The sequence below is a fragment of the Sphingomonas sp. FW306-05-A genome, from assembly GCF_058782275.1.
The window spans coordinates 358,703-372,491 of the sequence record NZ_JBYSXN010000002.1; the positions used below are offsets into that span (position 1 = coordinate 358,703).

The following is a 13,789-nucleotide window of genomic DNA, read 5'->3' on the forward strand; positions in this document are numbered from 1 at the left end:
CCCTCAGGAGTTTCCCCATGAAGTTAGTTCGCTACGGCACCCCAGGCGAAGAACGCCCCGGCCTGATCGACGCCAACGGCACGCTGCGCGACCTGTCGGGTGAAATACCCGACGTGATCGGCGCGACGCTGTCGCCCGATGTTCTCGCCGATCTCGCGAAGCTCGACCCCGAGACGCTCCCGCCGGTCGAGGGCAATCCGCGCTACGGTGCGTGCGTCGGACAGGTCGGCAAGTTCCTGTGCATCGGCCTCAACTATTCCGACCACGCCGCCGAAACCGGCGCGACCGTGCCGCCCGAGCCAGTCATGTTCACCAAGGCCACCAGCGCGATCATCGGCCCCAACGATACCGTCCGCATCCCGCGCGGGTCTACCAAGACCGACTGGGAGGTCGAGCTCGGCATCGTCATCGGCACCGCCGCCAAATATGTCTCGGAGGCAGACGCCCCCGCGCACATCGCGGGCTATTGCGTGATCAACGACGTGTCCGAGCGCGAATATCAGCTCGAACGCCACGGCACCTGGGATAAGGGCAAGGGCTGCGACACGTTCGGCCCGCTCGGGCCGTGGCTGGTCACGCCCGACGAAGTCGGCGATGCAGGCGCGCTGCACATGTGGCTCGAGGTCAACGGCCATCGCTATCAGGACGGTACGACGGCGACGATGGTCTACAAGCCCGCCTTCCTCGTCAGCTACCTCAGCCAGTTCATGACGCTCCACCCCGGCGACGTGATCACGACGGGCACGCCCCCCGGCGTCGGCATGGGGCAGAAGCCGCAGGTCTTCCTGAAGGCGGGCGACGTGATGACGCTCGGAATCGAGAAGCTCGGCGAACAGCGCCAGGAGGTTACGGCGGACTGATGCAACAGGTCCTGCTGCTCGACCTCAAGGACGATCCCGCCGGGATCGCCGAGTACGAACGCTGGCACGCGGCGGGCAATGTGCCCGCCGCGGTGACGGCGAGCATCCGCCGCGCCGGCATCCGCGACATGCGGATCTTCCGCGCGGGCACCCGACTGGTGATGCTGATGGAGACGGGGCCGGACTACGACCCCGCCGCCAAGGCCGCGAGCGATGCCGCCGATCCGGATGTGGTGGCGTGGGAACGGCTGATGGACCGTTTCCAGCAAGCGATCCCCGGCGCGATTCCGGGGACAAAATGGACCGAGACGACGCAGATCTACGCACTGAGCGCGCAAGACTGAGCGGTGATGGTCACGCTCGCCAGACCCACCGCGAGCGCGCACAGTGTCCCCATCACGCTTGCCCGAATCGTATTGGCGCTTGCGCCAGTGAAGTGATTGCCCATAGGTGAACACAAGGTACTGGGGCGGACAGGCGTCACCTGCCTAAGCGCAGGATCGGACGGGGGAGAAGAATGGCAAAAGCCGCAGCAGTGCTGGACTATCGAGCCCGCGCGCGCCGGCGTCTTCCGCCGTTCCTGTTCGAATATCTCGACGGCGGTTCCTACGCCGAAGTCACGTTGCGCCGGAATGTCGCCGTGCTCGAACAATTGGCCTTGCGTCAGCGGGTTCTGACCGACGTGTCGTCGATCGATCTCACCACCCGCATCTTTGGCACGGAGCAGGCTTTGCCCGTCATGCTCGCACCGATCGGCCTTGCGGGCATGAACGCGCGTCGTGGCGAGGTGCAGGCGGTCCGCGCCGCCAATGCCGCCGGCGTTCCGTTCTGCCTGTCGACCGTCAGCGTCTGTCCGCTCGCCGAAGTCGCGGCCGCAGCCACTGCGCCCTTCTGGTTTCAATTGTACATGATCCGTGACCGCGGACTGGTGCGCGCGCTGCTTGACGAAGCCCAGGCGCTGGGGTGCTCGGCACTGGTGTTTACGGTCGACATGCCCGTCCCCGGCGCACGCTATCGCGACTACCGGTCGGGTCTTGCGGGTGCGCCGGGTCTGCGCGGAACCGTTCGCAGGATTGGCCAGGCATTGACCCGTCCAGAGTGGGCAATCGATGTCGGCCTTAGGGGCAACCCGCACCATCTCGGGAACATCGCCCCCGCGCTTGGCGACAAGTCCGGGCTCGAGGATTTTCTCGGATGGATGCGGACCAACTTTGATTCGAGCGTCACCTGGCGCGATCTCGACTTCATTCGCTCCCACTGGAAGGGGCCATTGATCATCAAGGGGATTCTCGACCCCGACGACGCACGCGCCGCGGCACAGACCGGCGCGGACGGGATTGTCGTGTCCAATCACGGCGGACGGCAACTCGATGGTGTTCCCGCCACCGCCGATGCGCTCCCCCCGATCGTCGACGCGGTCGGCGATGCGCTTACGATCCTCGTGGACGGCGGCGTGCGCTCCGGACTGGACGTCGTGAAGCTGCTCGCGCTCGGCGCGCACGGCGTGCTGCTCGGGCGGGCATGGGCCTATGCGCTTGCGGCGGATGGCGAGGCGGGTGTCGCCCATGTGCTGCGCCTGATCGAAGCCGAGATGCGCGTCGCGATGGCGCTATGCGGCCGAACCCGAATTTCCGACATCGACCAGTCGATGCTCGTGTCCAACATTCTCTAACACGGGGCCCGTTATGATCGCCGCAGCAATATCCAAACACAAACTCGCACGCTGGACCGGCGTGGCCGCGATAGCCTTGCTGCCCGTCGCCGCGGCACAGGCCGAGCCGATGGCGACGGTCGATCGCAACGGCAGCCTCGTCGCGATCGAACCCTATGCCCCCAACATCGTGCGCGTCACGATCGCCGTCGACCGCGCGTTGGCGGATGCCGCCCCCGGCCCCGGCCCCAACGCCAAGGCAAACGCCGCCGGCTGGACCCACCGCACCGATCCGTCGGGGGACGTGTTCGCGTCCTCCGCCCTGTCGCTGACAGTGGCGGCGCAGCCGTGGCCGAAGGCGCCGTCGCAGATGGAACGCTATTTCGCGCCGTCGCTCCCCCCGGTCGCGATCACCATCAACGGCGCAGACGGCCACGTCATCACCCGCATGAATGGCTGGGAAATGGCCCCGCACACGGTATCGGGCGAAAAGACGTTCAGGGTGGGCGCGAGCTTCGCCGCCCCCCTCGACGAGCATTATTATGGGCTCGGCCAGAATCAGGAAGGCAAGCTCGACCTGCGCGGCCGCACGATCGACTGCCGCCACAATTACGATGCGCCCGCGGGCGAGACAGTATGCGTCCCCTTCCTCGTCACCAACAAGGGGTACGGGATCGTCTGGGACAATCCCTCGACTACGACGGTCTCGCCCGGATTGCACAACAGCACGCACTGGCAATCCGAAGTCGGAGAACGCGTGTCGTTCTTCGTCATCACCGGCGACACCACCGACGCGCTGTATGCTGGCTATGCCTCCCTTACTGGCAAGACCCCGCTCCCGCCCAAATCCGCGTTCGGCCTGATCCAGAGCAAGGCGCGCTACGAAAGCCAGGCCGAGCTACTCAGCATTGCCGACGGCTATCGCAGCCGCGGCTATCCGCTCGACACGATGGTGCTCGACTGGTTCTACTGGACCCGGATGGGGCAGCTCGACATCGACCGCACTTATTTCCCCGACCCAGCGGGGATGAACGCCAAGCTCAAGGGCATGGGGATGCGCAGCATCATCAGCGTCTGGCCGCGGTTCGAGAAAGAGTCCCGCTACTATAACATGCTTTCGGCCAAGGGCTGGCTGCTGCATGACGCCGACGGCAGCGTTGTCGACGGTCTGCCAGTCCGTGCGGACCGCGCGGGCGCACTGCTCGACAGCACCAATCCCGAGGCGCGGACGTGGTTCTGGGAACGCATCCGCGACAATATCGCATCGCAGGGCTTCGACTATTTCTGGCTCGACGAGACCGAACCGGATCTCGTCCCCGATGGCCATCAGTTCGCGATCGGGTCGGGTGATCGGTACCATAACGTCTTCCCGCTGGTGCATACCGCCAGCGTTGCGGAAGGATCCGCAAAGGATCGCCCGGACCTGCGCAACCTGATCCTGTGCCGCGCGGCCTATCTCGGCACGCAGCGGAACGGCTGCCTGTTCTGGTCGTCGGACGTCCAGGCGACGTGGGAAGTGTTGCGGCGGCAGGTGCCAACCGGGCTCAACTTCACCGCATCGGGCATGGCCTATTGGAGCAGCGACACCGGCGGCTGGCAATATCCATCCGGCCCCAAGGCGCTGAACCCCGTACTGCTCGATCCTGCAGGCGCGACCGCGATGGGCGGAAACTATCCGGATTATCCCGAACTGTTCGTCCGCTGGTTCCAGTACAACACGTTCACGCCCACGCTGCGCATCCACGGCCAGCGTCCGGCAACCGCGATCTGGGAATATGGCAAGGCAGCGGAGCCCGTTCTCGCGCAATATCTGAAGCTGCGCTACGCCTTGATGCCCTACCTCTACGCAATGGGCCACCAGACCGCGGAAACCGGAGCGCCGTTCATGCGCGCGCTGTTCATGGATTTCCCGAACGATCCCAAGGTCAGCGACATGGGCGACGAATATATGTTCGGCCCCGCCTTCCTCGTCGCGCCCGTGACCGACCAGGGCGCAACCTCGCGCCCGGTGTATCTGCCCGCCGGGACCGATTGGTACGATTACTGGACCAACGAACGCCACACCGGCGGCCAGACGATCACCGCCGCCGCGCCGATCGACAAGATCCCGTTGTTCGTCCGCGCCGGGTCGATCATCCCGATGGGCGTTCAGGTCCCAAGTACCGCGACGCGCCAGAAACTCGACAGCATTCGGGTGTACCCAGGCCGCTCGACCAACTTCACGCTCTACGATGACGATGGCGTGAGCACGCGCAAGACCGGCACCAGCGCGGTACTGCGGTGGGACGACGGCACCAAGCGCCTGACCGCGTCGGGCAAGCTGCCGACCGGGCAGGACCCGGCCACGCTGGTCAAGGTGATGGCCCGCTGATCGACGGCGGGCGATGGCGCGCCTTGTGCGCTTTCGCCCGCCCCGGCTAAGGTTGCCCCCAACCGGAATCCAGGCGGATCCACAACGGGGGAAGCAATGGACGATCACGACGCAGACGATCGCCGCTACAAGGCGCCCGCGCTCGAAAAGGGACTGGATATCCTCGAGTTGCTGGCAGATGCGAGCGACGCGATGCCTTTCTCCGCGATCGCGGACCAACTCGACAGATCGCGCGGCGAACTGCACCGGATGGTCCAGGTGCTCCAGTTCCGCGGCTATATCGAACAGGATGCGGGGTCCGAAGGCTATCGCCTGACGGATCGGCTGTTTTCGCTCGGCATGCGCCAGCCACGAACGCGCAACCTCGTCGAGATCGCCCTTCCCGTCATGCGCCAGCTCGTCCAGGAAACCGGCGAATCGTGTCATCTCGCCTTCCACAGCCGCGGTGAGATGGTCGTCGTGGCGCGGGTCGAATCCGGCGAACAGCTCGGATTCTCGGTCCGCGTCGGCTATCGCCGCCCGCTTGCCTCGACCGCTTCGGGGATCGTGCTGTACGCATTCCAGGATCAGGCGGTCCGCCGCCATTGGGAAACGCTGTTCGATCCGCCGCTGGACGTAACGGCCCTCGCGGCATTCCGGTCGCACGCCGAGGTCGTACGGACTGCAGGCGTGGTGCAAATCCCGAGCCCGCTGATTTCGGGCGTGACTGACATATCCGCCCCCGTACTGCGGGGGGAATTTGCAGCGGCTGCGCTGACCGTCCCTTTCCTTGCGCGACGGCAGCCGGTTCATACCGCCCGTGACGTCGCCGCGATGGTGGTGAACGCGGCAGGGCAGATCGCGGGCCAGCTGGTCCAGGGTGACGATCGCCTTTGAGACGAGACCGGCGCACCGTCGGTGCGCCGTCTTTCGCTCCGTCTCGGTGCCGCCCGTCCGCGCTTCGTCTACATTATTTCCGACGAATCGCTGTGACCCAATTGGAAAACGAACCGTCGCCGATCGGGGAAAGCCGGTACCACGGCAAGTTTTCAGCTCCAGTTGGTAAGGCGAGCATTCCGACGGGCAGATCACAGGTGCTCGTTATCACCCGTCAAGCGCACGGCCTACACTCCCGCCAGTAGGCATAATCGTACGACGAAGCCGTCATGAATGAGCTCTTAAACATGACTGGCTTGCAGCAAACGTGCGATACCGACTATCATGGCGCAATACTCGACACATTTGGCCATCGCCATCGAAGCCTTGTGCTCAGCTTCCAGCAGTTTTCAGAGCCCTGTACGGGAACCCGGTCAGATTTAACAAAATTTTGACCGGATGCGGCAGACTCTCTGGTTATCCCCCCATTACGGCACTATTGGCCGAAACCACATTATCTGAGGTGAGAAAAATGTCGAAGACCGCCATCGTTACCGGGATCAGCGGCCAGGATGGCGCATATCTGGCAGAGAATCTGCTCGGCCGCGGCTATACCGTTTACGGCACGTATCGCCGGACGAGCTCGGTCAATTTCTGGCGGATCGATGAGCTCGGCATCACCAACCATCCTCAACTCAAGCTCGTCGAATATGATCTGACGGACATGGGGTCGGCGATCCGGTTGATCGAATCCTCCGAGGCGACCGAGGTCTACAACCTTGCCGCGCAGAGCTTCGTCGGCGTCTCGTTCGATCAGCCGATCACCACCGGACAGATCACGGGGCTTGGCGCAGCCTATCTTCTCGAGGCGATCCGCACCGTCAATCGCGACATCCGCTTCTACCAGGCGTCGACGTCCGAAATGTTCGGCAAGGTCCAGGCGATCCCGCAGACTGAAGACACCCCATTCTATCCGCGCAGCCCTTATGGCGTGGCCAAGCTCTATGCTCATTGGTTGACGGTCAACTATCGCGAGAGCTTCGGCATCTTTGGCACGAGCGGCATTCTGTTCAATCACGAATCACCGCTGCGCGGGCGTGAGTTCGTAACGCGCAAGATCACCGACACGGTCGCGAAGATCGCGCAGGGCAAGGCGGAAATGCTCGAACTCGGCAATCTCGATGCCAAGCGCGACTGGGGCTATGCCAAGGATTATGTCGAAGGCATGCGGCTGATGCTCCAGCACGATGTCGCCGACACCTATGTGCTCGCCACCAACCGCACCGAGCCGGTCCGCCGCTTCGTCGAACTGGCATTCGCGCATGTGGGGATCGAGCTCGACTGGTCGGGCAAGGAAGAAAACGAGACGGGAACCGACCGCAAGACCGGCAAGACGCTCGTACGCGTCAATCCCGCGTTCTACCGCCCTGCCGAAGTGGATCTGCTGATTGGCGACCCGGGCAAGGCACAGCGTGAACTCGGCTGGACCCCGACGGTCAAGCTTGAGGAACTCGCCCAGTTGATGATGGAAGCCGACATGCGCCGTAACACGGCGGGGTGGTCCTTCTGATGCGGGTCGCGCTGACCGGAGCGACCGGCTTTACCGGTCGCTTCGTGTCGTCCGCTTTGGAGCAGGCCGGCGCGACGCCGGTCGCGCTGCAGGTTGACCTGCGCGACCGCGACGCTGTCGTCGCCGCAGTCGATGCGCTCGAGTTCGACCGGGTGATCCATCTGGCCGGCCATGCCTTTGTCGACGCGCGCGACTGGCAGGCCTTTTATACGGTCAACCAGCTTGGCACGCTCAACCTACTCGATGCGGTCGCGCAGAAGCGGCCCGGTGCACGCTGCATCCTCGCATCAAGCGCGCAGGTCTATGGTCCCAAGGCCGAAGGGCTGATCGCCGAAAGCGCACCGACCAACCCGGTCAACCATTATGCGATCAGCAAGCGCGCGATGGAACTTGGCGCGGACCTGTGGCGCGACCAACTCGACATCGTCGTAACCCGGCCGTTCAACTACACCGGGATCGGCCAGGATACGCAATATCTGATCCCCAAGATCGTCGATCATTTCCGCCGCAAGGCCGATGTGATCGAGCTTGGCAACACATGGGTTCGGCGCGACTTCGGTGACGTACGCTCGGTGGCCGAGGCATGTTGTGGACTGGCGCTGGCGGACGACGTGCCGCCGGTGGTCAACATCGCAACCGGCGCGGTTTCGTCGATTGGTGACTTGCTGGAGCAGTTGCATGCGATCAGCGGCCATCGACTGGAGGTGCAGGTCAATCCGGCATTCGTACGCAAGGGCGACGTGGAAGTCCTTGGGGGAGATGCAACGCTGCTGCGCGCTGCACTACCGACGTGGCAACCGCGTGCGATTAGCGATACGCTGGCGTGGATGTATGAGGCGGGTGACAACGGATCGCCGGTAATCGCTTGAGAATGGGGTAGCGCACCCTACATCTCCGTCTAACACAAAGTAGTTTCGTAGCATGATTTCCTTCGAGAATGTTTCCAAGAGCTACCACATCCGTAAATTCCGCAAGGATGTGCTGGACGACCTCAATTTTGAGATTTCGACAGGATGCAGCCTTGGCATCTGCGGGGCCAACGGTGCGGGCAAATCCACGCTGATGCGGCTTATTTCGGGGGTTGAAGCGCCGACTGCGGGGCGGATCATGCGGACGGTCAGCTGTTCGTGGCCAATTGGCTATTCAAGCTGTTTCCAGTCGACTCTCACCGGTGCAGACAACGCCCGCTTCATTGCCCGAATCTATAGCAAGGATATTCAGCAATTGCTGGATTACGTTGAGGATTTTGCGCAACTCGGAGCGTATTTCCATCAACCGATCTACAGCTACTCGGCGGGTATGATGGCGCGGCTGGCGTTCGGGATCTCGTTGGCGATCGACTTCGACTGTTATCTTGTGGACGAGGTGACCGCGGCCGGCGACGATCGTTTCCGTCAGCGCTGCGAAGATGCGCTTCATCACCGTCGCGCTGCCGGAACGCTGCTGATGATCAGCCATGATCCCGGAACGCTCCGCGCTTATTGTGAACGGGGAGCCGTGCTGCAGCAAGGCCGACTGGATTTCTACGATACCATTGATGAGGCAATCGCAGTTCACATGCACAACCAGGCGGCCCATTGATCAGACCAGGCGTTCATCGCCCTCGTTAACGCACTGCAGCCCACGCGACCTTTATAATGTAGATCCAGTTGATCACATTTCCCTCAATATAGAGGGTGCTGCAACAGAACGCCGTCTTGGTACTACCGTAGATTGTCGTCGTGGATTAACTTGAGTAATGGGCGACGGACCATACCGTTTCCGAGACTCCAGTCTTCGTAGACGAGGAATACGTCAGCACCGTCGATGATCCACCGCGCGTATCGCACTTTGCATAGCGTTTCACTTTGCGGGCGGATCGGTGCCAAGAATGCCCCCCCAGGCAGCTTGGCCCACTGGTTTCTGCCCGACCGCGGCCAAGCTCCAGCCGAGCTCCTGACAAGTTCGAAAACCCAATTCTGTCCCGTCGTACAAAGCAAACCTTTATCCATCGTCTCCACTACCATATAACGATATCGCGGATCGGAAAAAGTCGCTGATTGTCCGACACCAGTGCAGTTCGCCATCCAAGCCCGACAGTCCGCAGGACCAAGTGTCGCATCGTTGGGCAAGCCATTGCCAGCCACGCTCCAGCGCCGAAAGTCCGCAGTAGCCACTACCCCACGGTAACCTGCTTTGGATGCGGCATCGAAGCCGTGGATCGTTACGATGAACATCCCGTCTTTCTTCTCGACAATGTCGGGTGTGCCTTCGTCCATTGTTGTTGTGGGGCAAGCTTTGCCAGTGCCAGCACAGATACGCGACCAAAGTGCGCCCCCCCGGACAACCGGATTGGCCGGATCAGGTACAAAACGTCCTGACGGCACCCCCCGTTTTTGGTAATGACATAACCCCCATCCTCCTTGGTTTTGGCGATCCAGACATTGCGCAAGCAAATGCCAAATCGCGGTCTTCGCATCATAGTAGACGCTGCCATCGAGAACGGCACAGCCATCTCCTGCCTTGCTATCGCCAGGTTCGACCGCGAGGGACGACGTTGACCAGCTTCGTCCACGATCCTTCGACGAACGTACGACCACGGCGTCGTGATCCTGCGGGCAGTAGCTCGCTTTCGGTAATTGCATCCGGTTGAAGGCATACCAAGTGCCACCATGCACGGCGAACCAACCGGCTTGCTCGACACCGTTCTCCCGGCTCGGCGTCCATTCAATGTTTCCAACTTGGCTGAAATGCGCCCCGTTCAGCCATAAGGCGTCGGGTGCTTTCGTGTCTCCCGCGCAAGCCGTTGGCACAGCGAGGATTAAGACGCGAATCAGGTTTGCCCATACCGCTGTCAGGAGGCGTGAACTGATCTGCGTTGTCACGGGGAAAGTCCTCTTATATGGCCGTCGACGAGTAGCAATCGCACTGTTAGGACGGAAATGTCGAAGCGAAACCCAACCGGCCCTCTGCAGATCGCTCAACGGTTGGTCCCTTGGGGACCAAAACCGCGAAAGTTCAAGATCGCCGGTAACTACGCCCGCGACAACCAAAATTGGCTGGAAGCAGCGGCAGGGTATCGTGCGTATCTGGAGCTAGTCCCCGGCGACGGACCGCTCTGGGTACAATATGGTCATGCCTTGAAAGAAAGCGGCGCATATCTCGATGCGGAGCTGGCGTACAAACGGGCCGTCGAAATCAACCCTGCTGACACTGATGCCCTTCTGCATCTTGGACACCTTCTCAAGCGCCAGGGTAATCAACAGGGCTCGGCTGAAGTATTCCTCAATTTGCTTGCCCGCGCTCCTAGCGCCGAGGCGGTTCGGGAGCTTCAACAAAGCGGCCATGGGCATCAAGCGCTGACAGCGTTCGGAGGACGACCTGTAGACGTAGCCGTCGGTGGCATCTTTCTCGAGCTGAGCGATCTTTTTCAATACCTTGGACACCACGTGACCGTTACAGGCATAACGCGTGTAACGTTGAGTTTAATCAACTACATCTTGGAAGACATGCCGCCGCCCGAGACGGCGCGGTATTATTTCGTTCATCAATATGGCGATGGTGAGGGGCTACTACTCATACCGCGCGAAAAGATCCGGCGCATGGTCAAGTCGGCGATGTATGGGTCTCCTAACCTCATCGCGATGCAAGCCTTGATTCATGACATGCGTTCTACCTCGAGCGTTTTCAGGCTCAAGGACGGCGATACATATCTGATTGTCGGAGCGTTTTGGGAGTTTGTGTCCAATCCGAGCTGGATAAATGGAATGCGTCAGCGTGGTGTTCGCGTTGGCGCTTATATATACGATCTGATCCCTATCTCCCACGCGCAATACTGCATGCAAGAACTCACGGACGCATTCTCTCTAGCGTTTGCCGATACTGCACGACTTTTGGATTTTGCTCTGACTATCTCGGCTTTCGTCGCAGAAGAAGTTAAGGAATACCTGCACCAATTTGGCATTAAGCCATTCCCTATTACGCCTGTCCCGCTCGCTCATGCCCTTCGCTTCGAAGGCCCGTCCAAGGGGATGATCCATCACTCCCTCACGGATTCCTCCAAGCGACAATATTTTGCAGGCATCCCCTTCGTTCTTTGCGTATGTACGATCGAAGCTCGCAAGAATCATGAATACTTGTTCTCTATCTGGCAGCGCATGATAGACGCGGGTATCGATGTTCCCGATCTTGTGTTTGTCGGCCGCCCTGGATGGCGCGTTGAGTCTTTGATGGATCGCATCAAGAATTCGGATTATTTGAACGGCCGCCTTCATATCCTTTTTGGCCTTTCCGACGATGAACTGTCTGACCTTTACGAGAGGTGTTTGTTCACTGCCTTCCCAAGCTTCGTAGAAGGTTGGGGGCTTCCGGTTGGAGAAAGCCTGTCGCACGGAAAGATTTGCGTAGCTTCATCAACGTCGTCGATACCGGAGGTCGGCGGAGACCACGTCCTGTATTGCGATCCATTTAATATCAACGACGGCTATGCAACTATCAGCCGGCTACTTGCTGACAAAGAGTATTTTGAAAGACTGCAATCGAATTTAAGGACTACGTTTACGGCTCGTACGTGGAATGACGTAGGACGGGATTTCTTCAACGCGGTCTCGCAATTCCTCGCTGATCTTGACGGCAGCGCGACGCCTCGCGAGATGTTTGCTCCACATCTGGTGCGTGGTCGTCTCATTGAGACGACCAAACTCATGCGTCTTGCTTCCCAGGGGTCGACTTATGCCCTGAACCCAGAGCGACTGATCTTCGCGTCCGGATGGCGGCATGTGGAGGGCGCTGGCACGTGGATGCTAGATGCCGACGCTTTGCTCGCAGTACGCACAGATTGCACAGCAAACGCTGAAGTAAGCGTACTTCTGCATCTTGGCGCGTCGCCATGGGTAGGGTCCCAGCATGTCCTTGAGATATCGACCGACCCACTGCACGACGAAAAGACCAGCTACCGTCGCCCCCTAAAGACGAACGCTGATTTCTGGGTGACATTCAAAGGTCGTGTTGACGGGGCAGGAACGCTCAGGATCCGGTTCGATGTTAGCGGAGCTGTTCAAACCCCTGGCAGCGAAACGCCCGTTAGCGTCCGGCTCCTTAGTGTAGGCTACGCGCCGACGGATGACTCAGAAGCACAAATCGGGCTTTTAGAGCGCGCGTTATTAGGATGAACAGCTGACTGGCAACGTGCCTCTGCTAACGCGAAGGTTCGTCGCCAACATCCCCTGCCCTACTGAGGAATACTCATGACCCCAATCACGTTTCGAGATCTTGACGCGTTTGTTCAGCAAACCGACCAGCTCGGTGGGCCAGGCTCAGCAGCCTGTGACGCATATTGGGGAACGATCACTTACGAGGTCGGAGTTGCGGTCGACGAGACGCTTGATCCGTTCAGCGATGCTTATGTAGACCAACAACTGGCGGTGTACGCCGAACTGTCCGGCCGGGCGTTTGATCAAGTTGCCAACGAACATAGCGACATTGATGTCAGTACGCACATTGTTGCCGTCAACCCTTACAACCACCCTTCCCCCGGCGGGTTGGCAGTCCATCTGCAGCGCCTTTCACAAGCTCTACAGCGCGCTTCACCTGCTTTGGGCAGCAAGATGTTGGACATGGGTTGCGGATGGGGGCTCTCGTCGGAGATCGCGGCCTATTGCGGCCTTAATGTTACGGCAGTCGACATTAACCCCGACTTCGTTCGATTGGTCGAGACGCGCGCCCGTCGACTGAACTTGCGCATTTCCGCGCAACAGGGGACGTTCGACGGCTTCTCCAGCCCCGAAAAGTTTGACACAGTCCTATTTTATGAATGCTTGCATCACGCTTTACGTCCCTGGACGGTGCTATCGCGCATGGCCCAGATGCTCTCGTTTGACGGTAGGGTCGTTCTGGCCGGAGAGCCTATCAATAGCATTTGGTGGAAGCATTGGGGGCTTCGTCTGGATCCCCTCTCGATTTACTGCATTCGGAAGTTCGGTTGGTTCGAAAGCGGTTGGTCGGCGGACTTTCTGAAGGCTGCCATTGAACATGCAGGCCTGAGCTGTAGTCTGTGGGAAGCTCCTGACACCGGCTACACCGTCATCGGAAACTTCGCGTCACAGAAAACCTTGCCTGCCGTCGAAATTGCTCGAATGGCGACGATGACGGGCTGGATGAACGACGTTGATTATTTGACATCAACAGGCGTTAGTACCCTGGCACTGGAGTTGCCTGAAGACGCACGAAAGGTTCGACTGGACCTTACTGTGTTTCGGCCGGCGCCCCTCCGGACTGTAGTCACAGCCAATAGTCTAGAGGTTTTCAATGGTGAACTGTCTCCCGGTCAAACTGTACTGAATGTCGACACCAACGGGGCAGCTTCGCTGACGCTCGAAATCACCACCGATATCTGGTGCCCAAACACTGAAATCGGCAACGATGACAATCGAAAGATCGGCATTCATTTGAGAGCGATAGGCATCATCTAACTGATGCCTCCATAGGCATATGGCGTTTTATAC

Annotated in this window: 11 protein-coding genes; 10 read left to right on the forward strand and 1 reads right to left on the reverse strand. The window is 60.4% G+C overall.

Translation table 11 applies throughout. The features are described 5' to 3' along the window. Positions 1–17 precede the first annotated feature (17 nt). The 8 genes from AC3WJR_RS10570 to AC3WJR_RS10605 all read left to right on the forward strand — a co-directional run bounded on the left by AC3WJR_RS10570 (position 18) and on the right by AC3WJR_RS10605 (position 8,888). Positions 18–860 (forward strand): fumarylacetoacetate hydrolase family protein, encoded by an 843-nt coding sequence (locus AC3WJR_RS10570; protein WP_492724826.1) that lies wholly within the window; start codon positions 18–20, stop codon positions 858–860. Continuing rightward, positions 860–1,204 (forward strand): L-rhamnose mutarotase, encoded by a 345-nt coding sequence (locus AC3WJR_RS10575; protein ID WP_354282086.1) that lies wholly within the window; start codon positions 860–862, stop codon positions 1,202–1,204. The genes AC3WJR_RS10570 and AC3WJR_RS10575 overlap by 1 nt, the downstream gene beginning before the upstream one ends. Positions 1,205–1,377: 173 nt before the next feature. Then, positions 1,378–2,532, forward strand: coding sequence for an FMN-dependent L-lactate dehydrogenase LldD (gene lldD, locus AC3WJR_RS10580; RefSeq protein WP_354282085.1), 1,155 nt, complete (start codon positions 1,378–1,380; stop codon positions 2,530–2,532). A 13-nt stretch (positions 2,533–2,545) separates the two neighbouring features. Further along, entirely contained in the window at positions 2,546–4,882 is a 2,337-nt protein-coding gene (locus AC3WJR_RS10585; protein ID WP_492724829.1) for a glycoside hydrolase family 31 protein, read from the forward strand. A gap of 96 nt (positions 4,883–4,978) precedes the next feature. After that, positions 4,979–5,758 carry an IclR family transcriptional regulator gene (locus AC3WJR_RS10590; protein ID WP_492724831.1) on the forward strand — a complete coding sequence of 260 codons (780 nt, stop codon included), beginning with the start codon at positions 4,979–4,981 and terminating at the stop codon, positions 5,756–5,758. Between the two features lie 511 nt (positions 5,759–6,269). Next, positions 6,270–7,307, forward strand: a complete 1,038-nt coding sequence (gene gmd, locus AC3WJR_RS10595; RefSeq protein ID WP_354282081.1) for a GDP-mannose 4,6-dehydratase — start codon at positions 6,270–6,272, stop codon at positions 7,305–7,307. Beyond that, positions 7,295–8,176 (forward strand): GDP-mannose 4,6-dehydratase, encoded by an 882-nt coding sequence (locus tag AC3WJR_RS10600; protein WP_492724833.1) that lies wholly within the window; start codon positions 7,295–7,297, stop codon positions 8,174–8,176. The genes gmd and AC3WJR_RS10600 overlap by 13 nt, the downstream gene beginning before the upstream one ends. A 52-nt stretch (positions 8,177–8,228) precedes the next feature. Continuing rightward, positions 8,229–8,888 carry an ABC transporter ATP-binding protein gene (locus tag AC3WJR_RS10605; RefSeq protein WP_354282079.1) on the forward strand — a complete coding sequence of 220 codons (660 nt, stop codon included), beginning with the start codon at positions 8,229–8,231 and terminating at the stop codon, positions 8,886–8,888. Between the two features lie 122 nt (positions 8,889–9,010). Here the strand turns inward: AC3WJR_RS10605 and AC3WJR_RS10610 are convergent, their stop codons facing one another. Beyond that, positions 9,011–10,171 (reverse strand): hypothetical protein, encoded by a 1,161-nt coding sequence (locus tag AC3WJR_RS10610; RefSeq protein ID WP_492724835.1) that lies wholly within the window; start codon positions 10,169–10,171, stop codon positions 9,011–9,013. A gap of 255 nt (positions 10,172–10,426) precedes the next feature. Between AC3WJR_RS10610 and AC3WJR_RS10615 the strand changes: the two genes are divergently transcribed. After that, entirely contained in the window at positions 10,427–12,457 is a 2,031-nt protein-coding gene (locus AC3WJR_RS10615; protein WP_492724836.1) for a glycosyltransferase, read from the forward strand. Positions 12,458–12,532: 75 nt separating this feature from the next. Beyond that, complete coding sequence (locus AC3WJR_RS10620; RefSeq protein ID WP_492724839.1) at positions 12,533–13,756, forward strand: class I SAM-dependent methyltransferase; 1,224 nt, start codon at positions 12,533–12,535, stop codon at positions 13,754–13,756. Positions 13,757–13,789: the final 33 nt, after the last annotated feature.